This window comes from Aquicoccus sp. SU-CL01552 (assembly GCF_040365005.1).
Taxonomy (GTDB): domain Bacteria; phylum Pseudomonadota; class Alphaproteobacteria; order Rhodobacterales; family Rhodobacteraceae; genus Antarcticimicrobium.
In genome coordinates this window covers 158,166-181,440 of the sequence record NZ_BAABWV010000006.1, presented here as the reverse complement: position 1 = coordinate 181,440, position 23,275 = coordinate 158,166, and the positions used below count along the sequence as shown (strand labels likewise).

The 23,275-nt window shown below is 66.4% G+C and carries 25 protein-coding genes; 17 read left to right on the top strand and 8 right to left on the bottom strand.

Annotation, left to right across the window (positions count from 1 at the left end; translation table 11 throughout):
- Positions 1-63 precede the first annotated feature (63 nt).
- Positions 64-1,239 carry a TPM domain-containing protein gene (locus tag ABWV23_RS09245; protein ID WP_353347158.1) on the top strand — a complete coding sequence of 392 codons (1,176 nt, stop codon included), beginning with the start codon at positions 64-66 and terminating at the stop codon, positions 1,237-1,239.
- A 9-nt stretch (positions 1,240-1,248) separates the two neighbouring features.
- Here the strand turns inward: ABWV23_RS09245 and ABWV23_RS09240 are convergent, their stop codons facing one another.
- Positions 1,249-2,904 (bottom strand): FAD-binding dehydrogenase, encoded by a 1,656-nt coding sequence (locus ABWV23_RS09240; RefSeq protein WP_353347157.1) that lies wholly within the window; start codon positions 2,902-2,904, stop codon positions 1,249-1,251.
- Between the two features lie 224 nt (positions 2,905-3,128).
- Here ABWV23_RS09240 and ABWV23_RS09235 point away from each other — a divergent pair, with 224 nt between their 5' ends.
- Positions 3,129-3,449 (top strand): DMT family transporter, encoded by a 321-nt coding sequence (locus tag ABWV23_RS09235; protein WP_353347156.1) that lies wholly within the window; start codon positions 3,129-3,131, stop codon positions 3,447-3,449.
- Between the two features lie 39 nt (positions 3,450-3,488).
- On the opposite strand, the gene ABWV23_RS09230 is transcribed toward ABWV23_RS09235, so the two are convergent.
- Complete coding sequence (locus ABWV23_RS09230; RefSeq protein ID WP_353347155.1) at positions 3,489-5,270, bottom strand: SLC13 family permease; 1,782 nt, start codon at positions 5,268-5,270, stop codon at positions 3,489-3,491.
- 105 nt (positions 5,271-5,375) lie between these two features.
- On the opposite strand from ABWV23_RS09230, the gene ABWV23_RS09225 reads away from it, so the two are divergent.
- Entirely contained in the window at positions 5,376-6,116 is a 741-nt protein-coding gene (locus ABWV23_RS09225; protein WP_353347154.1) for a YebC/PmpR family DNA-binding transcriptional regulator, read from the top strand.
- Between the two features lie 207 nt (positions 6,117-6,323).
- Here ABWV23_RS09225 and ABWV23_RS09220 read toward each other — a convergent pair whose 3' ends face one another.
- From ABWV23_RS09220 to ABWV23_RS09210, 3 genes are all read right to left on the bottom strand, one after another.
- Complete coding sequence (locus ABWV23_RS09220) at positions 6,324-6,734, bottom strand: GFA family protein (RefSeq protein WP_353347153.1); 411 nt, start codon at positions 6,732-6,734, stop codon at positions 6,324-6,326.
- A 157-nt stretch (positions 6,735-6,891) separates the two neighbouring features.
- Positions 6,892-7,584, bottom strand: a complete 693-nt coding sequence (locus ABWV23_RS09215) for a nitroreductase family protein (protein WP_353347152.1) — start codon at positions 7,582-7,584, stop codon at positions 6,892-6,894.
- A gap of 22 nt (positions 7,585-7,606) precedes the next feature.
- Positions 7,607-8,491, bottom strand: a complete 885-nt coding sequence (locus ABWV23_RS09210; RefSeq protein WP_353347151.1) for a LysR family transcriptional regulator ArgP — start codon at positions 8,489-8,491, stop codon at positions 7,607-7,609.
- A 96-nt stretch (positions 8,492-8,587) separates the two neighbouring features.
- Between ABWV23_RS09210 and ABWV23_RS09205 the strand changes: the two genes are divergently transcribed.
- From ABWV23_RS09205 to ABWV23_RS09170, 8 genes are all read left to right on the top strand, one after another.
- Positions 8,588-9,184, top strand: coding sequence for a LysE/ArgO family amino acid transporter (locus tag ABWV23_RS09205; protein ID WP_353347150.1), 597 nt, complete (start codon positions 8,588-8,590; stop codon positions 9,182-9,184).
- Positions 9,185-9,224: 40 nt separating this feature from the next.
- Entirely contained in the window at positions 9,225-10,136 is a 912-nt protein-coding gene (locus ABWV23_RS09200) for a DMT family transporter (protein WP_353347149.1), read from the top strand.
- Between the two features lie 63 nt (positions 10,137-10,199).
- Complete coding sequence (locus tag ABWV23_RS09195; protein WP_353347148.1) at positions 10,200-11,231, top strand: DUF1036 domain-containing protein; 1,032 nt, start codon at positions 10,200-10,202, stop codon at positions 11,229-11,231.
- An 87-nt stretch (positions 11,232-11,318) separates the two neighbouring features.
- Complete coding sequence (gene betI / locus ABWV23_RS09190) at positions 11,319-11,894, top strand: choline-binding transcriptional repressor BetI (RefSeq protein WP_353347147.1); 576 nt, start codon at positions 11,319-11,321, stop codon at positions 11,892-11,894.
- Positions 11,891-13,399: a choline-sulfatase gene (gene betC / locus ABWV23_RS09185; protein WP_353347146.1), complete on the top strand. Its 1,509-nt coding sequence runs from the start codon at positions 11,891-11,893 to the stop codon at positions 13,397-13,399. Before betI ends, betC begins: the two co-directional genes overlap by 4 nt.
- 121 nt (positions 13,400-13,520) lie before the next feature.
- A complete protein-coding gene (locus ABWV23_RS09180; RefSeq protein ID WP_353347145.1) occupies positions 13,521-13,760 on the top strand; it encodes an HP1242/YdcH family protein in 240 nt (79 codons plus the stop codon).
- A 206-nt stretch (positions 13,761-13,966) separates the two neighbouring features.
- Complete coding sequence (locus tag ABWV23_RS09175; RefSeq protein WP_353347144.1) at positions 13,967-14,476, top strand: GNAT family N-acetyltransferase; 510 nt, start codon at positions 13,967-13,969, stop codon at positions 14,474-14,476.
- A gap of 112 nt (positions 14,477-14,588) precedes the next feature.
- The gene (locus ABWV23_RS09170) at positions 14,589-15,080 is read left to right on the top strand and encodes a cupin domain-containing protein (RefSeq protein WP_353347143.1); all 492 of its coding nucleotides are present in this window, start codon (positions 14,589-14,591) and stop codon (positions 15,078-15,080) included.
- Between the two features lie 19 nt (positions 15,081-15,099).
- Here the strand turns inward: ABWV23_RS09170 and ABWV23_RS09165 are convergent, their stop codons facing one another.
- From ABWV23_RS09165 to ABWV23_RS09155, 3 genes are all read right to left on the bottom strand, one after another.
- Positions 15,100-16,500: a helix-turn-helix domain-containing protein gene (locus ABWV23_RS09165; RefSeq protein ID WP_353347142.1), complete on the bottom strand. Its 1,401-nt coding sequence runs from the start codon at positions 16,498-16,500 to the stop codon at positions 15,100-15,102.
- Between the two features lie 73 nt (positions 16,501-16,573).
- Complete coding sequence (locus ABWV23_RS09160) at positions 16,574-17,803, bottom strand: multidrug effflux MFS transporter (RefSeq protein WP_353347141.1); 1,230 nt, start codon at positions 17,801-17,803, stop codon at positions 16,574-16,576.
- 33 nt (positions 17,804-17,836) lie between these two features.
- A complete protein-coding gene (locus ABWV23_RS09155; RefSeq protein ID WP_353347140.1) occupies positions 17,837-19,177 on the bottom strand; it encodes a M10 family metallopeptidase C-terminal domain-containing protein in 1,341 nt (446 codons plus the stop codon).
- Positions 19,178-19,389: 212 nt separating this feature from the next.
- On the opposite strand from ABWV23_RS09155, the gene ABWV23_RS09150 reads away from it, so the two are divergent.
- The 6 genes from ABWV23_RS09150 (at position 19,390) to ABWV23_RS09125 (ending at position 23,042) form a co-directional block, all read left to right on the top strand.
- Entirely contained in the window at positions 19,390-20,922 is a 1,533-nt protein-coding gene (locus ABWV23_RS09150) for an acyl-CoA carboxylase subunit beta (protein ID WP_353347139.1), read from the top strand.
- A gap of 87 nt (positions 20,923-21,009) precedes the next feature.
- A complete protein-coding gene (locus ABWV23_RS09145) occupies positions 21,010-21,411 on the top strand; it encodes a cupin domain-containing protein (protein WP_353347138.1) in 402 nt (133 codons plus the stop codon).
- Positions 21,408-21,782, top strand: a complete 375-nt coding sequence (locus ABWV23_RS09140) for a hypothetical protein (protein ID WP_353347137.1) — start codon at positions 21,408-21,410, stop codon at positions 21,780-21,782. Before ABWV23_RS09145 ends, ABWV23_RS09140 begins: the two co-directional genes overlap by 4 nt.
- A 113-nt stretch (positions 21,783-21,895) precedes the next feature.
- Positions 21,896-22,270, top strand: coding sequence for a DUF6497 family protein (locus ABWV23_RS09135; protein ID WP_353347136.1), 375 nt, complete (start codon positions 21,896-21,898; stop codon positions 22,268-22,270).
- 214 nt (positions 22,271-22,484) lie between these two features.
- A complete protein-coding gene (locus ABWV23_RS09130; protein ID WP_353347135.1) occupies positions 22,485-22,628 on the top strand; it encodes a hypothetical protein in 144 nt (47 codons plus the stop codon).
- A gap of 69 nt (positions 22,629-22,697) precedes the next feature.
- A complete protein-coding gene (locus tag ABWV23_RS09125; protein ID WP_353347134.1) occupies positions 22,698-23,042 on the top strand; it encodes a hypothetical protein in 345 nt (114 codons plus the stop codon).
- Positions 23,043-23,275: the final 233 nt, after the last annotated feature.

The following is a 23,275-nucleotide window of genomic DNA, read 5'->3' as shown; positions in this document are numbered from 1 at the left end:
CGTGGATTGAGCGCCGTGGCCTGCTAGGCTGGGCGCGCGTTCCTGGGCAGGCAGAGCAACCCGATGACACGACATGACCTGAAGATCGCCGGTTTGATCGCCCTCGTGGTCATCGCCCTCGGGCTGGCGCTGGGCTATGGCGCGGGGCTGCTGGTGGCGCGCAAGGGCGATCTGCCCGGCGCCCCGGCGCAGGCACCGGCGGGATTTGCCGCGCCGCCGACCGAGACGCTGCCCAACCCCGCCGGCGGCAGCCTGCCGGGGTACCGCGACGTCTATGTCAACGATTACGCCGACCTGCTGGAGGCGGGGGCCGAGGCGCGGATCCGCGACGACCTGATCGAGCTTTACGATCACACCGGTATCGAGATGACGGTGCTGACCATCCCCAGCCTCGGCACCTATTCCCACTATGGCCCGATCGAACCCTTTGCCACCGCGCTGTTCAACGCCTGGGGCATCGGCAATGCGACGCGCAACGATGGGGTTCTGGTGCTGGTCTCGCTGCTGGACCGCGAGATGCGGATCGAGATCGGCGCCGGCTATGACCCGTCCTGGGACGCGCGGATGAAGCGGGTGATCGACGAGGGCTTTCTGCCCGATTTCCGTTCCGATGCCTATCAGGCGGGGATCGAGACCGGGGTGCGCGAGACGATCCACGAGCTGACCGGTCGCTATCCCGGCGCCTATGACGCCGGCACGTTCCGACAGGGCTGGAGCTGGATCTTCTGGCGGCTGAGCGCGCTGGGCGGCTGGATCTGGGGCCTCGTCGCGGTGCCGCTGGCCGGGGCTGGCTTCTGGTTGCGCCGCTACCTGCGCAACCGTCCGCGCGCCTGTCCCGAATGCGGCACCATGATGGTCCGCCTGGGTGAAGAGGCCGACGACGCCCATCTCGACGGCGGCCAGACGCTGGAAGAGTACCTGAAATCGGTGGATTACGATGTCTGGGCCTGCCCGAGCTGCGATCACATGGACATCCTGCGCTATCGAAACTGGCTCTCGGGTTACGGCCCCTGTCCGCGATGCGGCTATCGCGCGCTGGCCACGACGACCAAGATCCTGCGGTCCGCCACCACCAGCAGAAGCGGCCTCAAGCGGCTGACCTATGATTGCAAGAACTGCGATTACCACGACACCGAGCAGCGGGTGATCCCCAAGGTCTCGAAATCCTCCTCCGGCTCGGGGCGGTTCTCCTTCGGCGGCGGGTCGTCCTCGGGCGGTGGTGCCAGCGGCAGCTGGTAAGGGCGCGCGTCACGCCACCGCGCGCGACCGCCCGGCATTGCGCCCCGAAAAGATGCAGCCACCCAGGAAGGTGCCCTCGAGCGCGTTGTAGCCGTGATAGCCACCGCCGCCGAAGCCGGCCGCCTCGCCGGCTGCGAACAGCCCGGGTATCACCTCGCCGTCCGCCCCGATCATCTGGCTGTCCAGGTTGGTCTGCAGCCCGCCCAGCGTCTTGCGCGTCAGGATGTGCAGCTTGACCGCGATCAGCGGGCCGTTGCCGGGATCGAGAAACCGGTGCGGTCGGGCGGTGCGGATCAACCGGTCGCCGCGATAGTTGCGCGCCGCATGGATCGCCATCATCTGCGCATCCTTGGAAAACGGGTTCGCCACCTGCGCATCGCGTGCCGCGATCTGCGCGTGCAGTTTCTCCGCGTCGATCGCCACCTCGCCGATCCGGTTCATCCCCGAGACCAGCTCGGTCAGCCCGTCGGCGACGACGAAATCGGCCCCGTGGGTCTTGAACGCCTCGACTGGGGCCGGGGCCTTGCCGCGCGACATCAGCCGCGCCTTGAGCACCTCGCGCCAGCGTTTCGAGGTCAGGTCCGGGTTCTGCTCCGACCCGGAGAGCGCGAATTCCTTCTCGATCACCTTCTGGCTGAGCACGAACCAGCTGTAGTCATACCCGGTCTTGAGGATCTCGCGCAGGGTGGTGAGGGTGTCGAACCCGGGCAGGCAGGGCGGCAACAGCCGGTTGCCCATCGCATCGAACCAGAGCGAGGACGGGCCGGGCAGGATGCGGATGCCGTGATCGGGCCAGATCGGATCCCAGTTCTGCACTCCTTCGGTGTAATGCCACATCCGGTCGCCGTTGATCACCTGTCCGCCGGCATGTTCGGCGATGCCGATCATCCGCCCGTCGACGTGGAACGGCACCCCCTTGATCATGGTTTTCGGCGGCTCGCCCAGCCGGTCGCGCGGCCAGGCGCGGCGCACCAGGTCGAAGTTGCCGCCGATCCCGCCCGAGGTGACGATGACCGAGGGGGCATAGACCTCGAACTCGCCGATCTCGTCGCGGTTGGTCTGTCTGCCCCGCGCCGCATCGTCGGGGGCCAACACCTCGCCCGAAACACCGCGCGCGGCGCCATTCTGCATGATGATGAAGCTGACCTGGTGGCGGAACTTCAGCACGATGCGCCCCGCCGCCACATGCTCCCGCACGCGCTGCACGAAGGGGTCGATAACGCCCGGCCCGGTGCCCCAGGTGACGTGGAACCGCGGCACCGAGTTGCCGTGGCCGGTGGCATAAGAGCCGCCGCGCTCGGCCCAGCCGACCACCGGGAACCAGCGCAGCCCCATCGCTCGCAGCCAGGGCCGCATCTCGCCGGCGGCAAAGGCGACATAGGCCTCGGCCCAGCGGCGCGGCCAGGCGTCCTCGTCGCGGTCGAACTGCGCGCTGCCCATCCAATCGAGCAGGGCCAGGTCGTGGCTGTCGCGCACGCCCATGCGGCGCTGTTCGGGGGTGTCCACCATGAACAGCCCGCCCAGCGACCAGAACGCCTGCCCGCCGAGGAACTGTTCCGGCTCCTGCTCCAGCAGGATCACCCGCTTGCCTCGGTCGCCCAGTTCCGCCGCGGCGGCCAGCCCTGCCAAGCCGCCGCCCACCACGATTGCATCGGCGCTGTTCATTGCCCGTCCCCTCCCTGTTCGGGCCAGCTTAGGGCGGAGATGCGCTCCGGGGCAACGGGGCGGCGGGTGTTTGCGCCGGGTCGCCGGGGCCGTCCGGATGGCCGCGCTTGGGTTTGCACGCGCGGCGCAGGTGATTTATTACCACCGCGGAAGGCAACGACCTCCCCCCGATCGGGGCGACAGGTCCGGGACGGCCCGGCGGTTCGAAAACGATGGGGGGCATCATGCCTTGGATTTTACTCTTTCTCGCCGGGCTGACCGAAGTCATCTGGTCCTACCTGATGAAGCAATCGCTTGGGTTCACGCGGTTCTGGCCGACCGTCGGAACCGTGACCTTCATGCTCGGCAGTTTCGCGCTCCTTTCGGTCTCGATGAAGACGTTGCCACTTGGCACGGCCTATACGATCTGGACGGGCATCGGCGCGCTCGGGGCCTTTGTCGTCGGGGTCGCGGTCTTGGGCGAGCATCTGAGCGCGGGGCGGGTGATCGCGGCGCTGCTGATTCTCGGCGGGATCATCCTGATGAAACTCTCCTCCACCTCCTGAAGGCGCTCCGCGAGATCGTGGCCGAGTTCCCGACCTGCCTCACATCGGCCAGAACACCAGGATCGCCGGGATCGAGACCACGATCACCAGCACCTCCAGCGGCAGGCCCATCGGCCAGTAATCCCCGAACCGATAGCCGCCCGGCCCCAGGATCAGCGTGTTGTTCTTGTGCCCGATCGGGGTGAGGAAGGCGCAGGAGGCCGCCACCGCCACCGCCATCAGGAACGGGTCGGGCGACACCCCCAGCGCATGGGCCATCTCGATCCCCACCGGGGCGGCGACGATGGTCGTGGCGGTGTTGTTCAGCACGTCCGACAGCGACATCGTCACCACCATCAGCACGGTCAGGATCGCCCAGGGCGGCAGCCCGCCGGTCAGCCCGACCAGGGATCCGGCCAAAAGCTCGGTTCCGCCGCTGGCCTCCAGTGCCTTGCCCAGCGGGATCATCGACCCAAGCAGCACCACCACCGGCCATTCGATCTGGTCATAAAGCTCGGGCAGTGGCACGATCCCGGTCAGTACGTATCCCACCACCACCAGACCCAGCCCCACCGGCAGCGACATCCAGCCCAGGCTGGCCAGCAGCACGGCGGCGGCGAACAATCCGATGGCCAGCCAGGTCTTGCTCTCCTGCGTGACCGAGAGCCCGCGCTCGGCCAGCGGCAGGCAGCCCAGCCAACTGGCCACCTGCGGCCCGGTTTCCGCCGGGCTGAGCAACAGCAGGATGTCGCCGGGCTCGATCACGGCGCGGCGCAGATGCTCGGTGATGCGACGGCCCTGGCGCGAGATGCCGACGATCACCGCCCGCTGCCGCCAGTGCAGCCCCACCGCCTGCGCCGAGCGCCCGGCGATGCGCGCATCGCGCGGCACCACCACCTCGGTCAGCGCCAGCCCCTGCGCCTCGCCCTCGATCACCTCGCGGCGGTCCGCATCGGTATAGGAAAACCCCACCGACGAGCGGAACGCGTCCAGCGCGTCGGCCTGTGCCTCGAGGATCAGGATGTCGTCGGCCCTGATCTGGGTGCCGCGCGCGCTGCCATAGCGGCGGTTGCCGCCCCGGATCAGCCCGATGATCGCAACGTCGGCCTCGTCGGCCAGGTCATAGAGGTCGCCCACCTTGCGCTCGATCCAGTCGTTGCCCTCGGGCACCGCCAACTCGGCGATGAAGGCCGAGGTGTCGCGCAGCTGCTCGGCCGGGTCGGTCTCACGCGCGGCGCGGGGGATCAGTCGCCAGCCGACCAGCGTGACGAACCCCAGCCCGGCCAGCGCGGTGATGCCGCCGACGGGGGCGAAATCGAACATGCTGAACGAGGTGCCCAACCGTTCCTGGCGGATCGCGGCGATGATGATGTTGGGCGGCGTGCCGATCAGCGTGACCATGCCGCCGAGGATGGTGGCGAAGGACAGCGGCATCAGCGTGCTGCCCGGCGACCGCTTGGCCTTGCGCGCGGTCTGGATGTCGACCGGCATCAGCAACGCCAGCGCGGCGACGTTGTTCATGAACCCCGACAGCACCGCGCCGACCGCGCCCATCAGCGCAACATGCTGGCTGACCGAGCGCGAACTGTCGATCACCGTCCGGGTGATCAACTGCACCGCGCCCGAGCGTGTGAGCCCGGCCGAGACCACCAGCACCAGCGCCACGATGATGGTGGCATGGTGGCCAAAGCCCGAGAACGCCGCCTCGGCCGGCACCAGCCCCAGCACCACCGCGACCAGCAGCGCGCCGAAGGCGACAAGGTCATAGCGGAACCGCCCCCAGAGCAGCAGCGCAAAGACGGCGACGAAGACGGCGAAGAGCAGGATCTGATCGGTTGTCATGGCCGCACCTTACCTGTTGGCGGCACAGGGACAAGCGCCGCTTGAACAGGGGCGGGCCAAGCGGCTATATGACCCGCAACCCAGAACTCAGCACAAGGATGCACCATGGCCGGCCACTCTAAATGGGCAAATATCCAGCACCGCAAAGGGCGGCAGGACGCGGTCCGCGCCAAGCTGTTTTCCAAGCTCAGCAAGGAGATCACCGTCGCTGCCAAGATGGGCGATCCCGATCCCGACAAGAACCCGCGCCTGCGCCTCGCGGTGAAAGAGGCGAAATCCCAGTCGGTCCCCAAGGACGTGATCGAACGGGCGATCAAGAAATCGCAGGTCGGCGAGGGCGATGATTACGAGGAAATCCGCTACGAGGGTTATGGCCCCAACGGCGTCGCGGTGATCGTCGAGGCGATGACCGACAACCGCAACCGCACCGCCTCCAACGTACGCTCGACCTTCACCAAAAACGGCGGCAACCTCGGCGAGACCGGCAGCGTCGGCTTCATGTTCGAGCGCAAGGGCGAGGTCAGCTATCCCGCCGATGCCGGTGACGCCGACACGGTGATGATGGCCGCGATCGAGGCCGGCGCCGAGGACGTGGAAAGCTCCGAGGACGGCCACGTGATCTGGTGTGCCGATACCGACCTGAACGAGGTTGCCACCAACCTCGAGGCCGAGCTGGGCGAAAGCGAAAGCACCAAGCTGGTGTGGAAACCCACCACCACCACCGAGATGGACCTCGAAGGCATGCAAAAGCTGATGAAGCTGATCGACGCGCTGGAGGATGACGACGACGTGCAGCGCGTCACCACCAATTTCGAAGCCTCCGACGAGGTGATGGAACAGCTCTGATCCGGCCGCGCCGACGAGACTGAAAGAACGCCCTTGCGGAGGTCCGCAGGGGCGTTTTTCGTGCCCCTTGGTCTGCCCCCCTGTCGTCCCCGCGAAAGCGGGGAGCCAACCACCCGGGCGTGCCTCATGGCCGCTTTGCGGACGAAGCCGACTGTCGCGTGCTAGTCGTCTGGCTGTTGTTCAATACACGATCGCCGGCTGGACCGTTCAACCCGGGAGCCCGTCGATCCTTTCGATGGAGGCCAGATCGTTGTCCCAGTTCGCGCGGCTGGAACAGCAGATATGCGCGTTCGGTCGCATGTCGATCCGGCTGTCAAGCGACCCGGCCGGCACCACGAGCAAACCAATCTCCGGCTGGGAAACAGGCAGCGCGGACCCGCAATGGGTGCAAAAGCTCTTCACGTGGCGTGACCCGGGGAGCCGGAACGTCTTGATGTTTTCCTCGCCTGTCACCCAGGTGATCCTGGCCGTGGACGAAAACAGGTTTGCCGAATGGGCCGAACCGCTGTCCTTGCGGCAGCGGGAGCAGTGACACAGGAAGAAGCTCTCGAACTCTCCCGATATGCGGAATGTCACAGCGCCACACAGGCACTGTCCGGTGGCCAGATTGTTGTCCATTCACTCCCCCTCTCGACATGATAATATCTTGCGGTCGGTTTCATGCAATTTCAGTGCCCCCTTGTGTCCGCGTGCCGGATCACGGTCAAAGTGGGCTCCAAGCAGCGGTTGCGGCGGGGCACAACCTGTCCCGGCCATCCCCGCCCGCACTGCTTGGTCAGTCGAAAAAGCTGGCGATCTGGTCCAGCGGTTTCTTGATCTTGGCCACCTCGGGCACGGTGGCATCCTCGGACGGGTGGCCGACGGCGATGATCATCGTCGGTTTCTCCGAGGCCGGCCGCCCCAGCGCCTCGCCGAGGAACTTCATCGGGTTGGGGGTATGGGTCAGCGTCGCCAGCCCGGCGTGATGCAGCGCGGCCAGCAGGAAGCCGGTGGCGATGTTGACGCTCTCGGGGACGTAGTAATTCTTGTAGCGGGTGCCGTCGTCGAATTCGCCCCAGCGCTGGGCAAAGACCACGATCAGCCAGGGCGCGATGGTCAGGTGCGGCTTGCTGGCGTCGGTGCCGATCGGCTCCAGCGCCTTGATCCACTCGTCGCTGGCCCCACCGTCGTAGAAATGGCGCTCCTCCTCCTCGGCGGCGGCGCGGATGCGCGCCTTCATCGCCGGGTCCGAGATGGCGGCGAAATGCCAGGGCTGGTGATTGGCGCCCGAGGGGGCGGTGCCGGCGGTGCGGATCGCGGTCTCGATCACCTCGCGCGGCACCGGGCGCGGGGAATAGTCGCGCACCGAATGGCGGCGGCGCATGGTGTCGTGAAAATCCCGTGCGGCGGCGATCATCTCGGCATCGGTCATCTCGCTGCGGTCGGGCAGCGGCAGCGCGCGATAGCTCAGCGTTTCCTTGGCAAACATCCTGTCTCTTCTCCCTGCGATCTCAACCCGGTACCAGCACGTCGCGCGCGGCGGCGCGCACCGCCCGCGTAACCGGTTCCAGTGCCCCGGTCATCGCCCGGCTGCGCTGCCAGGTCAACGGCACATCCATCGTTTGCCCGTCCAGCAGCGCCACCAGCCGCCCGGCGCGCAACCCCGCCGCCACCAGCGGCAGCGGGTTCATGCCCCATCCCAGCCCGGCCTCGGCGGCGGCGACGAAGGCGGTAGAGGAGGGCAGGAAATGCGTTGGTGGGGCCAGCCGCGCGCCGCTCACCCGTTCGATCCAGCGCCGCTGCAACCGGTCCTTGGCGTTGAAGGTCAGGCAGGGCGCGCGCGACAGCGCCTCTGCCGTCACCCCGTGCGGGAACCAGCGGGCGATGAACGCCGGGCTGGCGGTCGCCACGTAGCGCAGCGCGCCCAGAGGATCGGCGTCGCAGCCCGTCACCGGCGCCCCCAGCGCGCAGACCGCCGCGCTCACCGCGCCCTGCCGCAGCCAGTCGGCGCTGTGTTCCTCGTCGTCGAGCACCAGGTCGAACAGCATCTCGGGCACCATCGCCATCGCGTCCACGAACCAGGTCGCCAGGCTGTCGGCATTGACCGCCAGCCGCAGCCGCGCCGGGCGCGGTGCCGGGTCCAGCGCCAGATCGCGGCTGAGCTGCGCCTCGAGCAGCCCGACGTCCTCGGCGTGCTTGGCCAGCCGGTTGCCCGCCGGCGTGCCGGTGCAGGGGCTGGCCCGGTTGACCAGCACCGCGCCGACCCGCTCCTCCAGCGCCTTGATCCGCTGCGACACCGCCGAGGGGGTCACCCCGAGATCGGCGGCGGCGGCCTCGAAACTGCCCCGGCGCAGCACGGCGGCAAGAGCGGCAAGCTGGGGGGCGTCGAACTGCATTAGGAACTCTAATTCAAGACAAGAAAGTTTAACTGGAGTAATCCGGATATCCGGCCTAGTCAAATCCCGCCCCCTCGTCGGAATGGAGTGTACGATTTGAACGCCTTTTTCCCCGGTTTCGCCCTCGGCTTCTCGCTGATCCTCGCCATCGGCGCGCAGAACGCCTTTGTCCTGCGCCAGGGGTTGCGGCGCGATCACGTGCTGGCCGTGGTGCTGACCTGCGCGCTCTCCGACGCGGTGCTGATCGCCGCCGGGGTCACCGGCATGGGAACGCTGGCCGGGGCGGCGCCCTGGTTCGCGCCGATGATGCGGTTCGGCGGCGCGGGATTTCTGCTCTGGTACGGCGCGCTCAACCTGCGCACGGCCTGGCGGGGCGGGTCGGGCCTTGCCGCGGGGCAGGGGGCGGGCCATGGGCTGCCGCGCACGCTGGCCGTGGTCCTGGCGCTGACCTGGCTGAACCCGCATGTCTATCTCGACACCGTGGTGCTGATCGGCTCGATCGCGGCGCAATACGACGACCGGCTTGCCTTTGGCCTTGGCGCCGGCTGCGCCAGCTTCGTCTTCTTCTTCTCGCTGGGCTACGGGGCGCGGTTGCTGGCACCGCTGCTGGCGCGGCCCGGCGCCTGGCGGGCGCTGGACGCGGCGATCGGGCTGACCATGTGGGCGATCGCGGCGAAACTGATTGCCATGTGAAGGGTTGTGCGCGGCCCCGATACCGTGTTGAACCGGGGACATGACCCGTATGGCCCCGCCCCCCGCACGCCCTGTTGCCGGTGTCCTCTGGATGCTGTTTACCGGCTTGTGTTTCGTCGGGGTGACCGCGCTGGTCAAGGTCCTGGGGCCGCGCGTGCCGGCGCCCGAGGCCGCCTTCCTGCGCTATGCGCTGGGGCTGGTGTTCCTCTTGCCGATGCTGCGGCCGATCCTCAATACCCGGTTTACCCGCCGTCGCGTCGGCCTGTTCGCCGCGCGCGGTGGTCTGCATGCCTGCGGCGTCATGATGTGGTTTTTCGCCATGACCCGGATCCCGCTGGCCGAGCTGACCGCGCTCAATTACCTCTCGCCGGTCTTCGTCACCATCGGCGCGGCGCTGTTCCTGGGCGAAAAGCTGGCGATCCGTCGCATCGCCGCGATCGCCGCCGCGCTGGTCGGTGCGATCATCATCCTGCGCCCGGGCTTCCGCGAGGTGTCGCCGGGCCACCTGGCGATGATCGGCACCGCGACGGTGTTCGGCGGATCCTACCTTCTGGCCAAGGTGCTGGCCGACGAGGTGTCCCCGGCGGTGGTGGTCAGCATGCTGTCGGTCTGGGTGACGCTGGGGCTGGCCCCCTTTGCGCTGGCGGTCTGGGTCGCGCCCACCCTGCATGAACTGACGATCCTGTTCGCGGTGGCCTGTTTCGCCACCACGGGGCATTTCACCATGACACTGGCGCTGCGCGCGGCGCCGATCACGGTGACCCAGCCGGTCACCTTCCTGCAACTGGTCTGGGCGATGGCGCTGGGCGCCGTCGTGTTCGGCGAGGCGCTGGACATCTGGGTGGTGCTGGGCGGCGGGCTGATCCTGGCCTCGATCGGGTTCATCACCTGGCGCGAGGCGGTGGTCCGACGCCGCGGGGTGACCCCGACGACGCCGGCCACCAAGGTCTGAGACCCTTGCAACAACGTCCCCCCTGCGCCTAGGCTGACCCGAACGGCCAAAAGGGGACATGGCATGAAGGGCGTGATCGGCGCGGCGGCATTGGCCTGCACGCTTTTACCAGCGGCTGCGACGGCAGGTCTGAAACTGTGCAACGAGTCCAGCGCCCGCCAATCGGTCGCGGTGGGCTACAAGTCAGGCGATCAATGGGTGTCCGAGGGCTGGTGGAACATCGACCCCGGCAAATGCACCACCCTGATCGACGGCGATCTGAAACACCGCTTCTACTACTACCGCCTGCTGGCCAAGGGCCGCAGCTTCGAGCATGAGGGATACGGGTTCTGCACCCAGACGGCGGCCTTCACCATCGAGGGCGACAAGGACTGCGCCGATCGTGGCTACTCCAACGGCGGGTTCCGCCAGATCGACGCCGGTGATGCGCGGGATTTCTCCTTTTCCTTTACCGACGCGGTCAGCGTGATGACCCCGGCCAAGGCCGACCCGCCCGCGCCCGAGGTCGAGGCGGCGGCCCCCGCGGACGGCCCCGGAACCTGGGGCGAGCCCTATGCCTCCAACACCGCCATCTTCCAGGACTGCGTGAGCGAGACCGAGGCGCCGTTCTGCACCTTTCACGCGGATGGGACCAAGTTCTTTGTCTATGACGACGGGCGCACGCCGGCGGGGGTGCTGAAGTCCATGCGGATGTACATTCCGGGCACCCCGATCGAGGTGCGCGGCGATCTCGAAGAGATCCACGACCGGACCGCCGATGTGGTGCTGCGCCACGTTCTGCCGCGCCAATTCAACAGCTGGGACAGCACGCTGACCAAGATGCAAGGCACTTGGTATTCGGTCGATGACCCCAAGTCCCAGATCAACATCATCGGTTCGGAACTGGAAAACATCTATGATGGGGCCTTCGGCGCCCGCGAATACCTCAGCATGCGCGACCGCTGCGAACATTTCGACGGCGGCAACATCCTGGTGCGGATGGACGAAGAGAGCGGCGATCTGCTGTGCTACACGATCGAGGAACTCAGTGCCTTCGAGATGGAGCTGATGTACCTGCCGCGGGCGAATTTCCACAGCTATCGCAAGCTCGACTGAGCCGCCGGCTGTGGCGGGCCGGGTTCTTGATTGACGGGTCAGTTTCCGAGCGGTAGCGTCGCGGCCTCAGCCGGCGATGGGGGGGCTATGCCGAAACTTGGAATGGAACCGATCCGCCGCGAGGCGCTGGTGCGCGCGACGATTTCCGAACTGGGGCGGGCGGGGACGCTGGACGTCACCGTCAGCCAGATCGCCCGGCGCGCCGGGGTCTCCAGCGCGCTGGCGCATCATTATTTCGGCGGCAAGGACCAGATATTCCTGGCCGCGATGCGCTCCATCCTGGCGGATTTCGCCGGCGATGTGCGGCGCGAGTTGGCGGGCACGGCGCCGCCCGACCGGGCTGCGGCCATCGTGCGGGCGAGTTTCTCGAAATCGAGCTTCACCTCCGAGGCGGTCGGGGCCTGGATGTGTTTCTATGGCATGGCGCAGAAGAACGCCGAGGCGCTGCATCTGTGGCAAGTCTATCACCGGCGGCTGCGGTCGAACCTGATCCATGCGCTGCGCCCACTCTGTGCGCGACCCGAGGATGCCGCCGACACCTTGGGGGCGCTGATCGACGGGCTTTACATCCGTGCCGCGCTGGATCCGCGCCTGAGCCCGGAAGAGGCGGCGTCACAGGCGCTGGGCGTGCTGGAGGGGCTGTGCGGCGGGCGCAGGCGATGACCCGGCCCAACATCCTGATCCTGATGGTCGATCAGCTCAACGGCACGCTGTTTCCCGACGGTCCCGCCGACTGGCTGCATGCGCCGAACCTCAAGAGGCTGGCGGCGCGCTCCACCCGGTTCGCCAATGCCTATACCGCCTCGCCGCTCTGCGCGCCGGGGCGGGCGAGCTTCATGTCCGGGCAGCTGCCCTCGCGGACCGGCGTCTATGACAACGCCGCCGAGTTCCGCAGCGACATCCCCACCTATGCCCATCACCTCAGGCGGGCGGGGTATTACACCTGCCTCTCGGGCAAGATGCATTTCGTCGGTCCCGACCAGCTGCACGGGTTCGAGGACCGGCTGACCACCGATATCTACCCGGCCGATTTCGGCTGGACCCCGGATTACCGCAAACCGGGCGAGCGGATCGACTGGTGGTATCACAACATGGGGTCGGTCACCGGGGCAGGGGTGGCCGAGATCACCAACCAGATGGAGTACGATGACGAGGTGGCGTACAATGCGACCGCGAAATTGTACGATCTGGCGCGCGGCAAGGACGACCGCCCCTGGGCGTTGACCGTCAGTTTCACCCATCCGCATGACCCCTACGTGGCGCGGCGGAAGTACTGGGATCTCTACGCGGATTGCGATCACCTTCTGCCCGAGGTGCCGGCGATGGACTATGCCGATCACGACGCCCATTCGCGCCGCATTTTCGACGCCAACGACTGGCGCGGTTTCGACATCTCGCAAGAGGATATCCGCCGGTCCCGTCGGGCCTATTTCGCCAATATCTCCTATCTCGACGACAAGATCGGCCAGATCCTCCAGGTGCTGGAGGAGACCGGGCAGGAGGCGATCGTGCTGTTCGTCTCGGACCACGGCGACATGCTGGGCGAACGCGGGCTTTGGTTCAAGATGAGCTTTTTCGAGGGCTCGGCGCGGGTGCCGCTGATGATCGCCGCACCGGATCTGCCGACGGGGCGGATCGACGCGCCGGTCTCGACCCTCGACGTGACCCCGACGCTGGGCGATCTGGCCGGTGTCCCGATGGAGGAACTGGCCCCTTGGACCGATGGCGAAAGCCTGGTGGAACTGGCGCGGGGCGGCGAGCGGAGCAGCCCGGTGGCGATGGAATACGCCGCCGAGGCGTCGCAGGCGCCGCTGGTTTCGCTGCGCTATGGCAAGTGGAAGTACAACCGCTGCACGCTGGACCCGGACCAGCTGTTCGACCTCGAGGCCGACCCCCAGGAACGGACCAACCTGGCCGAGGTGCCGGAACACGCGGGCACGCTGCAGACCCTGCGGGCCAAGTCCGAGGCGCGCTGGGACCTGGCCCGCTTCGACGCCGAGGTGCGCGCCAGCCAGGCCCGCCGCTGGGTGGTCTACGAGGCGTTGCGGCAGGGGGGATACTATCCCTGGGATTACCAGCCGCTGCAAAAGGCCTCGGAACGCTACATGCGCAACCACATGGACCTGAACGACCTGGAAGAGCGCCAGCGGTTCCCGCGCGGGGAGTGAGGCGCGACCGGCCCCGGGTGAAAAAGACCCCGGCGCGGACGGCGGGCTTGATCCGCGTCAATGTGGTGGACACGGGCGCTCCATACGGTATAGCGCAACGCAAAATGGTAGGAGAGAACAGATGACCCATACCCCCCATGAGCTGTCCGAGGAATTCCCCGAGCAGGCCGAGAAAATCAGCGAACTCAAGCAGAGCAACCCGCATTTCGCCAAGCTGGCCGACGAGTACCACGAGATCAACCGCGCCGTGCACCGCGCGGAGACCAACGTGGAGCCGGTCGAGGATCTGGTCGAGGGCGAGATGCGCAAGAAACGCGCGGCGCTGAAGGACGAGATCTGGACGATCCTGTCCGAAGCCTGAGCCGGTTCATTCGGTAAAAGCGCCGCAGCGGTTCCCGCCCCTGACCGGGGGCAGCGCAGGGCTACGGTGCAAGCCAGTGTTCAAAAAACGAACACCCCCGCAGGGATCTGCGGGGGTGTTTTTCGTTCGGGGGGAATGTCATGAGTATACCGGACTTGCGGCAAGGATGCGCTTGTATCGCACCTGAAAACGGGCATGAATCGGTCATGAAGATACGCAGGGCAAGACAGTCGGATGCCTCAAGCATTGCGGCGATCTCGATCGAGGTGTGGATCGGAACCTATCTCAAACATGGCGTGTCTGCTTTTTTCGCCGACTACGCCTTGAACGCGTTCACCCCCGCGAAGATCGAGGCGCTCATCGCCGACCCCGACCAGTTCCTTCTCGTTTCCCAGAATGAAGACGGGATCGACGGGTTCATACGGGTTTCCTCGACGAGCGCGGCGCCATTGGCGGGCTGTTCGGAAACGGAGATCGCGACGTTCTATGTTCAACCGCGTCATCATGGAAAAGGCATCGGCAAGCGTTTGTTGAGTGCCGCGCTGGCGCATTGCAGGGACCATTCCGCCCGGTCTGTCTGGCTGACAACCAATGCGGAAAACGCGCCTGCGATCGCGTTTTATCTGGCGCAGGGTTTCGAGCACGTCGGGGAGACCCACTTTCGTATCGGTGACGAAGGATACCTCAACAACGTGTACTCATACCGCTTGCCCTGATCCTGTCTCGCGGCTGGTAACACCCGCTTCGGTCGATGAACGCCCCCCTGTGCGCGGGCGGTGTCATCGGCTAGGCTCGCCGCGATCGAGACTTTAGCGAGAGAGACCGACCATGGGCGAGGACAATTACCTGATCCGGGGCGAGGAGATCGCGGCGATGGAGGGGGTGCGCAAGACCCATTTCCTCAATCCCAACGCCAAGCGCATCAACAAATCCCTTGGCGATGCGGCCGGGCTGAGCGGCTTTGGCTTTCACATCATCGAGGTGGAGCCCGGGCATGACACCACCGAGCATCACATGCATTATTTTGAGGACGAATGCGTCTATGTGCTGTCCGGGCGGGCGACCGCCTATCACGGCGACGAGGCGGTGGAGATCAAAGCCGGCGATTTCCTCGGCTACCGCAAGGGCGGGGTGGCCCATTCGATCACCAACACGGGCACAGAGACGCTGCGCTGCATCGTGGTGGGTGAGCGGCTGGCGCATGACGTGGGCGATTACCCCCGGCTGGGCAAGCGCATCTATCGCAATGCCGGGATGCCTTGGGACCTGGTCGATCTCGATGCGATCGAGAACCCGGGCGGCAGCGTCGGCAAGAAGTGACCGGGCGGCGCGCGGGCGTTCAGTTCACCTCGTAGGGCAGCACGCCGCGCCGGTTGGCGTCGATGCTCAGCTTGCGTTCCAGCGGCGGCACCGAGCGTTGGTGGCAGGTCTTGCGTTCGCAGATCCGGCAAGAGATGCCGATCGGCTCGAAGGCTTCGGCGTTGGTGACGTCCAGCGTGTCGGCATAGACCAGCGCGCCGGCGTGGCGCACCTCGCAGCCCAGCGCGATGGCATAGCGGCGCACCGGCGCGCCGAAGCTGCCGCCGGGCTTGGACACGTCGCGCGCCAGGTTGATGTAACGCACCCCGTCCGGGGTCTCGGCCAGTTGCCGCAGGAAACGGCCCGGGGTCTCAAAGGCGCGGTGCACGTTCCACAGCGGGCAGGCGCCGCCGAAGCGGGCGAATTGCAGCCGCGTGGCGCTGTGCCGCTTGGTGATGGTGCCGGCCTGGTCGACGCGGGCAAAGAAGAACGGGATGCCCTTGGCGCCCGGGCGTTGCAGGGTGGAGAGCCGATGCGCCACCTGCTCGATCGAGGCGCCGAAGCGGGCGCTGAGCACTTCCAGGTCGTGGCGGTGGGTCTGGGCGGCCTCGAGAAAGGCACCATAGGGCAACAGCGCCGCCCCGGCAAAATAGTTGGCCAGCCCGATCTTGGCGATGGCGCGCGCCTCGTCGCTGCGGAACCGGGCGAAATCCAGTGTCGCCTCCAACAGCTTGTCCTGCCGCAACAGCGCCAGTTGCAACAGCATCTGGAACAGCCGGGTTTCCGGGCTGGCCCGGGTCGACAGGCGCAGCAGCCCGGCCTCGGCGTCGAACTGACGCAGCGGGGTGATGTCGGCAAGCTCGATGCCGATGCCCATCCCCTCCAGCACCGCCTGCGCGGTTTCGCCCATCCGGCCCGGCCCGGCGCCCTGTGCGGCAAAATTCTCGGCCGCCCGGTCCACCGCGTCGATGTAATTGTCGCAATAGTGGAAGAAATCGCGCACCTCTTCCCAGGGGCTGGCCTGAAGGCGGGCATCCTCGCGCCCCAGCGCCTCGTCCAGCGAGGCCAGCCGCTCGTGCGTCTGGCGATAGCTGCGGTGCAGGGCGAGAAAGGCACGCGCCAGCGCCGGGGCGTTGGAGGCGGTCAGCCGCAGATCGGCCAAGGGCGGCGCGGCATCGGCAAAGACCGGGTCGGCCAGCGCCTCGCGCATGTCACTGACCAGACGTTCGCTGTCGCCGGTCGACAGTTCGGTCACGTCCATGCCGAATTCCTGCGCCAGCGCCAGCACCACGGTGGTGCTGACCGGGCGGTTGTTGTTCTCCATCTGGTTCAGATAGGGCAGCGAGACGCCCAGCTTGGCCGCGAAATCCTTTTGCGTCAGACCAAGCCGCGTGCGCATCTCGCGCAGTTTCGCCCCGGCATAGAGTTTCTGCGTTGCCATCGGGTGCCTTTGCAGCTTCGCGTTTGGTGCAGATTAGGTTTGCAAACCCGGAGGGGCAAGCCCCCGTCGCGACCTACAGGCCCAGTTGGCGTTCGCGCGCGATCACCAGCAGGATGGCGGCGACGCTGAGACCCGCGACCACCAGCATGATGACCAGCAGCGGCCAGGCGCCCGTCGCCGGGGTCAGCAGGGCGCCGGCCAGCGCGCTGAGCCCGGCGCCGCCGCCCAGCATGGTCGCGCCGCTCAGCCCCGAGGCGGTGGCGGCCAGGTGCGGGCGCACCGAGAGCGAACCGGCGGTGGCGTTGGGCAGGGCCATGCCGTTGCCGAGGCCGACGAAGGTCATGAAGCCGAAAAAGGTCTCGACCGAGCCTGCGCCGGCGGCCATCACGGCGATCGAGACCGCGATCCCGGCGGTGCAGATCAGGCAGCCCCAGAGCACCATGCGGTTGATCCCGACCCGCGCCGAGAACCGGCCCGAGAAGAAATTGCCGACCAGGTAGCCCAGCGCCGGGGCGCCGAAATAGATGCCCAGCTTTCCCGCGTCGAGGCCATAAACCTCGGTGCCGACAAACGGCGCGCCGCCCAGATAGGCAAAGAAACAGCCCGAGGAGAAGGCGGCGGCCAGAGTATAGCCCAAGAACCGCGGCGAGCGCAGCAGTTCGGGGTATTCGCGAAACTGCGCGATCAGGGTCTTGCCGCTCTTGCGGCCGGTCTCGCCGAAGTCGACATAGGTCAGGACCAGGGTCAGCGCCCCGAGCAGGATCAGCAGCCAGAAATTCGCCTTCCAGCCAAAGATCTGGTCCAAAAAGCCGCCGGCGACCGGGCCCATCATCGGCACGATGGCCATGCCCATGGTGACATAGCCGATCATGCTGGCCGCCTTCTCCTCCGGGTAGATGTCGCGCACCGCCGCGCGGCCCAGCACCATGCCGGCCACCACCACCGCCTGGCACATGCGGAACAGCAGGAACATCTCGACGCTGGGGGCGAACAGGCAGCCCAGCGTGGCGATCAGGAACAGCACCAGCCCCCACAGGATCACCGGGCGGCGTCCCATGCTGTCGGCGACCGGCCCGATCAGGAGTTGCACCACCGCGTTCACCCCCAGGTAAAGCGCGACGGAAAGCTGCATCAACCGATAGTCGGTCTGGAAATAGGCGGTCATGCCCGGCAGGCTGGGCAGAAAGATGTTCATGCCCAGCGCCGACAGGCCCGACAGCAGGATCAGGGTGCCGATATGGGGCGGTGTGCGGGCGCGCGCGTTTCGCGCATCACGCCGGGCAGGGCCCTGTCGCTTTTCCATTCTGTGCCGCTATTGACTGTTCTTCCCTTCGCGTCAGGCGATGATGTCATCGCTTAACACGCTCACGGTTGTGTCTAGAACAGTCAGGGTACCGCTTCCACCGAAATCGAACAGCACGTCGTCGCCCACCTGCGTGGCGGCGGCAAGGACCGTGTCGAGGTCGCCCAGGTTGTTGAACCGGATGGAATCCCTGTCGTCGGTGAAATCGGCGACGGTGTCGTTGCCACCCCCCTTGGCAAAGACGAACTTGTCGGCGCCGCCCTGCCCGAAAAGCGTATCGTCGCCGCCCTGTCCCTTGAGCGTGTCCTTTTGGTTGCCGCCCTTGAGGGTGTCGTCGCCGTTTCCGCCCAGCAGGATGTCGCGGCCCTTCTGGCCCTTGAGGGTGTCGGCGCCGCCATTGCCCTTGAGCGTGTCCCAGCCGTTGCCGCCCTTGAGGGTGTCCCGGCCGCCATTGCCCTTGAGGGTGTCTCTGCCGTTGCCGCCCTTGAGCGTGTTGCCGGTGCCGTTGCCGATCAGCGTGTCGTCGCCCGTGCCGCCGATGGCGTTCTCGATCACGGTTCCAAAAGTGATCACCACGTCGTCGGTGGAGTCGAAGCTGGAGAATTTCCCGGCCTTGAGGTTCAGCGTCACGTCGCCGGTCCGCGAGGAGGCGTCAAAGGTGTCGGTCCCGCCGGTATCCCAGATCGGGTCCACCGTCTCGGTGCGCGGACCGCTGTAACTGGTGTTGCCGGCATTGTAGTCCGCCTCGCCCCAGATGTCCTGAAGCGCAAAGACGTCGAACAGCATCATCGCATCGGCGTGGCTCCCGGTGTCCGGGTTCGTGGTGTAGGACATGATCGAGTATTTGTTGTTGTCGAAGGCATCCGGCAGGGTCGTGTCGGGGACCGGGTTCCTGTCGCTGTCGATTGCATCCTGGAACGGGTGTTTCAGCCCCAGCGCATGGCCCAACTCGTGCAGCAGCAGATCGGGGGAGACGGACAGATCCAGCGTGTTGTCGTAAACGACAAAGCTGTCGACGGTGCTGAACGTGTTGCCGTTATACGACGCGGAGTAGCCGCCGTACCCGGCGGTGGTGCCGGGCAGAGTGACCTTGCCCACGTTGATGTCCGGATCGACGCTGCCGGACACTTCCACGAACTCGACATTGAGAATGCTCTCGATATGCGCCAGCGCCTCCTCGAAGGCGGCCTTCTCTTCCGCCTCGAACGCCGTCCATCCGGAATATGTGCTTCCGGTTGGCATATCCGCGGGCTCGCTGGTGCCGGCATATTGGTAGGTCAGCTTATAGCGTGGGTCGTCACTGCCGTTGATCGGGTCCAACGTGTTGAACAGATAGAACTGCATGTCGGCAAGAATGTCGGGTTTGGAAACCATGGCGTGCCTCGATATGTCGTTGTGCTCGATTATCCGGCCACCATAGCAAAACCTGCCGACGCCAAGAAGGCGAACCGTGTCCGGCGCGAAATTTGCAGGTTTTCAGATATGCAGTCGGTGGATTTCCTGACTTTGCAAATTTGCCGAATTTTGCTTTGGTCAGGGCGCGCCGACCGGTATGGTTTGCCGAAATCTTAAAGGGGATACGCATCATGAAGGACATCCTTTCCGAGCTGGAAGACCGCCGCGAAGCCGCCCGGCTGGGTGGCGGGCAAAAGCGGATCGACGCGCAGCACGGCCGCGGCAAGCTGACCGCGCGTGAACGGATCGACCTGCTGCTGGACGAGGGCAGCTTCGAGGAGTTCGACATGTTCGTCGCCCATCGCTGCACCGATTTCGGCATGCAGGAGCAGCGCCCCTATGGCGACGGGGTGGTGACCGGCTGGGGCACGATCAACGGCCGCATGGTCTATGTGTTCAGTCAGGATTTCACCGTCTTCGGCGGCTCGCTCAGCGAAACCCACGCGCAAAAGATCTGCAAGATCATGGACATGGCGGTTCAGAACGGGGCGCCGGTGATCGGCATCAACGACTCGGGCGGTGCCCGCATCCAGGAGGGCGTGGCGTCGCTCGCTGGCTATGCCGACGTGTTCCAGCGCAACATCATGGCTTCGGGCGTGGTGCCGCAGATCAGCGTGATCATGGGCCCCTGCGCCGGCGGCGCGGTCTATTCCCCGGCGATGACCGACTTCATCTTCATGGTCAAGGACACCTCCTACATGTTCGTGACCGGCCCCGACGTGGTCAAGACGGTCACCAACGAACAGGTTACCGCCGAGGAGTTGGGCGGCGCCTCGACTCACACCCGCAAGAGCTCGGTCGCTGACGGCGCCTTCGAGAACGACGTCGAGGCGATGGCCGAGGTGCGCCGGCTGGTGGATTTCCTGCCGCTGAACAACCGCGAGAAACCGCCGGTTCGCCCGTTCTTCGACGAGCCGGGCCGGATCGAGCCCAGCCTGGACACCCTTGTGCCGGAAAACCCCAACACGCCCTACGACATGAAGGAACTGATCCTGAAGATCGCGGACGAGGGCGATTTCTACGAGATCCAGGAGGATTTCGCCAAGAACATCATCACCGGCTTCGTTCGGCTGGAGGGGCAGACCGTGGGCGTGGTGGCCAACCAGCCGATGGTGCTGGCCGGTTGCCTCGACATCGACAGCAGCCGCAAGGCGGCGCGCTTCGTGCGGTTCTGCGATGCCTTCGAGATCCCGATCCTGACGCTGGTCGACGTGCCCGGCTTCCTGCCCGGCACCTCGCAGGAATACGGCGGCGTGATCAAGCATGGTGCCAAGCTGCTGTTCGCCTATGGCGAGGCGACGGTGCCAAAGGTCACGGTGATCACCCGCAAGGCCTATGGCGGCGCCTATGACGTGATGAGCTCCAAGCATATCCGCGGCGATTTCAACTATGCCTGGCCGACCGCCGAGATCGCGGTGATGGGGGCCAAGGGCGCGACCGAGATCCTCTATCGCTCCGAGCTGGGCGACCCGGACAAGATCGCGCAGCGCACCAAGGATTACGAGGACCGTTTCGCCAACCCCTTCGTGGCCGCCGAGAAGGGCTTTATCGACGAGGTGATCCGCCCGCAGTCGACCCGCAAGCGGGTGGCGCGTGCCTTTGCCTCGCTGCGCAACAAGCAGCTGACCAACCCGTGGAAGAAGCACGACAACATTCCGCTGTGATCCGGCCTTTCCTGGCCGAATAATACCCCCGCCGGAGGCACCGACATCGGGCCTTTGGCGGGGCGTTTCAGAACCCGGGGCGTCTGCATGACCCAGCTTTGGAAAAACCAGGCTTTCACCATCTCCCACGCCGACGACGGCAAGTTCGTGGGCGAGGGGCTGCGCGCGTTCTTCGAGTATCGCGACCTTGGCATCAAGCAGGCCACGCAGGGTCGGTTCGGCGCCCATGTGATCCGCGCGGTGCCGGGGATGGAGAGCCCGGGCGCCTGGCACAGTCACGACCTCGACTTCCAGATGGTCTATGTCACCCGCGGATGGGTGGTGTTCGAATACGAGGGGCAGGGCGAGCAGATCCTGCGCGAGGGCTCCTGCGTGCTGCAGCCGCCGGGGATCCGGCACCGCGAATGCCGCCATTCCGACGACATGGAACTGATCGAGATCATCTCGCCGGCCGAGTTCGCCACCCGCGACGAGGCCGCGCCGGAATGAGCCGGGCGCGCTGGCATATCCTGCGCGAGCAGGCGGCGCTGACGCTGACGCGTGCGGTTCCGGCCCGGTTCGACATCGGCGCCGAGACCGTGCTGCCGATGGCCGATCCGCTGCGGCTGGCCCATCAGATCCGCCAGGACATGTGGCGGGCGCTGCAAAAGCTGCGCGGGTTTTCCCCGGTGGTCCGGCTGGAGGCCCGCGACGGCGGGTTGCTGGTGCGGGCCGGTGGCCGGGTGGCGGCACCGGTTCCGCCGGCGGCGGTCGCGCGCATTGCCGAGGTGCTGGAATCGCCGGCCAACCGCCAGCGCTGGCTGCGCCATGCCGGGCGGCGGGCCGCAACATTTGACAAACCGGGGGGAAACGCCCCATGATTGCATCCAGAGCATATGAGACAGCGCGGCGGTTGATTTCCGCTGCGCACGCAGCCCCGGCAGGAGGAGCTTACCGTTCGCGGTGGGGCCGGGGCTGCGGCATTGCCGTTGCGATGCTGGCCGGGGCGACTGCATCGCTGGCCGTCGAGCAGGGGGCGCAGGGCCGGATCGCCGTGCCCTCCGGGCAAGAGGTGACCCTGCACGAGGTTCTGATCGACGACGCACCGGGCGCGCGCTGGGTCCGGTTCCGGTTCGTCGCGCCCCGCGCCGGTGTCCCCGCGCTGCGCGAGATCGCCGGTGCGGACATGAACCATCTTTGCGCCGAGTTCGCCTTGCCCTATCTCGCTGAACAGGGGATCGAGGCGGCGCGCGTGGTGATCTCTTTGTCGGAGCGCGCGGTGCCCTTTGGCACGGCCGCCCCCGATGTTCCCCAGTTCTTTGACCTGTACCGCCCCGAGGGTGGGGCCTGCATTTGGGATGGGTTTTGACGATGCTACAATATCTTGCGGGTAAAAGCTCATCCACGGAGGGAGTTGAGGCTTTGTCGCCACAGGACGTCCTGTTGACAGGCCGTGGATGTATTTCCGCCCGATTTTCCGCTATGATCGGCGCTGGCCGCGAACCTGCGGCTGAAACCACGAGTTTGAGGCAGGCAGGGCACCCGTGTCCTGTTGGTTTCAGTACGTTAATCAGGAGAAACAGATGTCGAAGAGCATCCAATTCCTTGCCATGGTCGGCTTCGTCGCCACCGTGGCTGCTTGCGACAACTCGCCGAAAGAAGAGTATGTCATTGTCGAGCCGGAGCCGATCTCGGTCGAGCCGGCCTTTACCGGCAAGTACAAGTAACACGCGCGCGGGGCTGGCCCTTGGGTCGGTCCCGCCTGCCACGTCGCGCCCGGTCCGGGGGATGCGGCGATGATGAAACACCGCGGTTTTCCCGGCCGCCTTCCCGGCACCGATTTCCAGTTCACCATCCGCCGCCCGAACCCCAAGGGCGTCACTCGGCTGGTCCGGCGTGACCGCTTCGGCGACCGCCGGCCGCCCGACAAGCGTGCCGATGCCAGGTTCATGCGCGCGTTGTGGGAGCATTTCGGCGACCAGCCGTTCGAGCGTGGCAACCTCGACGCCGGCCGGCTGAGCTGGCTGTTCGGGCGCGAGGTGGTCCCGGCCGAGGATCCGTTCGATCCCGAAAGCTACGAGGCGCTTCTGGTCATAGATGTCGCCACCGCCCGGGCCAGTTTCCCCGAGGTGTTCGGATGAGCATCGGCGGGGTCTTGCGCGTGGGGTCGGAAAACCGGCGAAATCCGGCCCAAATCGGGCCGCGTGCGGCGGGTGGGTTGGCCTTGGGCCTGACCTGCGGCAGCCTGTTCTCAGCTTCCGGAGACCCCATTCGCCGGGATGCCACGGACCACTGGTTCCGGACCCCTTCCTGTCTCGGGCAGGCGCAGGCGCATTTCGCCGGCCTGCCCGTTTTCTTCTTTGAAAACAGGGTG

Bases quoted from the DNA above. Each gene is read 5' to 3' on its own strand.
- ABWV23_RS09240 (WP_353347157.1), bottom strand. From the start codon at position 2,904: ATGAACAGCGCCGATGCAATCGTGGTGGGCGGCGGCTTGGCAGGGCTG.
- ABWV23_RS09140 (WP_353347137.1), top strand. From the start codon at position 21,408: ATGAGCCGGGCGCGCTGGCATATCCTGCGCGAGCAGGCGGCGCTGACG.
- ABWV23_RS09230 (WP_353347155.1), bottom strand. From the start codon at position 5,270: ATGACAACCGATCAGATCCTGCTCTTCGCCGTCTTCGTCGCCGTCTTT.
- ABWV23_RS09210 (WP_353347151.1), bottom strand. From the start codon at position 8,491: ATGCAGTTCGACGCCCCCCAGCTTGCCGCTCTTGCCGCCGTGCTGCGC.
- ABWV23_RS09245 (WP_353347158.1), top strand. From the start codon at position 64: ATGACACGACATGACCTGAAGATCGCCGGTTTGATCGCCCTCGTGGTC.
- ABWV23_RS09145 (WP_353347138.1), top strand. From the start codon at position 21,010: ATGACCCAGCTTTGGAAAAACCAGGCTTTCACCATCTCCCACGCCGAC.
- ABWV23_RS09215 (WP_353347152.1), bottom strand. From the start codon at position 7,584: ATGTTTGCCAAGGAAACGCTGAGCTATCGCGCGCTGCCGCTGCCCGAC.
- ABWV23_RS09200 (WP_353347149.1), top strand. From the start codon at position 9,225: ATGACCCGTATGGCCCCGCCCCCCGCACGCCCTGTTGCCGGTGTCCTC.
- ABWV23_RS09180 (WP_353347145.1), top strand. From the start codon at position 13,521: ATGACCCATACCCCCCATGAGCTGTCCGAGGAATTCCCCGAGCAGGCC.
- betC (WP_353347146.1), top strand. From the start codon at position 11,891: ATGACCCGGCCCAACATCCTGATCCTGATGGTCGATCAGCTCAACGGC.
- ABWV23_RS09155 (WP_353347140.1), bottom strand. From the start codon at position 19,177: ATGGTTTCCAAACCCGACATTCTTGCCGACATGCAGTTCTATCTGTTC.
- ABWV23_RS09130 (WP_353347135.1), top strand. From the start codon at position 22,485: ATGTCGAAGAGCATCCAATTCCTTGCCATGGTCGGCTTCGTCGCCACC.
- ABWV23_RS09195 (WP_353347148.1), top strand. From the start codon at position 10,200: ATGAAGGGCGTGATCGGCGCGGCGGCATTGGCCTGCACGCTTTTACCA.
- betI (WP_353347147.1), top strand. From the start codon at position 11,319: ATGCCGAAACTTGGAATGGAACCGATCCGCCGCGAGGCGCTGGTGCGC.
- ABWV23_RS09165 (WP_353347142.1), bottom strand. From the start codon at position 16,500: ATGGCAACGCAGAAACTCTATGCCGGGGCGAAACTGCGCGAGATGCGC.
- ABWV23_RS09150 (WP_353347139.1), top strand. From the start codon at position 19,390: ATGAAGGACATCCTTTCCGAGCTGGAAGACCGCCGCGAAGCCGCCCGG.
- ABWV23_RS09225 (WP_353347154.1), top strand. From the start codon at position 5,376: ATGGCCGGCCACTCTAAATGGGCAAATATCCAGCACCGCAAAGGGCGG.
- ABWV23_RS09125 (WP_353347134.1), top strand. From the start codon at position 22,698: ATGATGAAACACCGCGGTTTTCCCGGCCGCCTTCCCGGCACCGATTTC.
- ABWV23_RS09160 (WP_353347141.1), bottom strand. From the start codon at position 17,803: ATGGAAAAGCGACAGGGCCCTGCCCGGCGTGATGCGCGAAACGCGCGC.
- ABWV23_RS09135 (WP_353347136.1), top strand. From the start codon at position 21,896: ATGCTGGCCGGGGCGACTGCATCGCTGGCCGTCGAGCAGGGGGCGCAG.
- ABWV23_RS09220 (WP_353347153.1), bottom strand. From the start codon at position 6,734: ATGGACAACAATCTGGCCACCGGACAGTGCCTGTGTGGCGCTGTGACA.
- ABWV23_RS09170 (WP_353347143.1), top strand. From the start codon at position 14,589: ATGGGCGAGGACAATTACCTGATCCGGGGCGAGGAGATCGCGGCGATG.
- ABWV23_RS09175 (WP_353347144.1), top strand. From the start codon at position 13,967: ATGAAGATACGCAGGGCAAGACAGTCGGATGCCTCAAGCATTGCGGCG.
- ABWV23_RS09235 (WP_353347156.1), top strand. From the start codon at position 3,129: ATGCCTTGGATTTTACTCTTTCTCGCCGGGCTGACCGAAGTCATCTGG.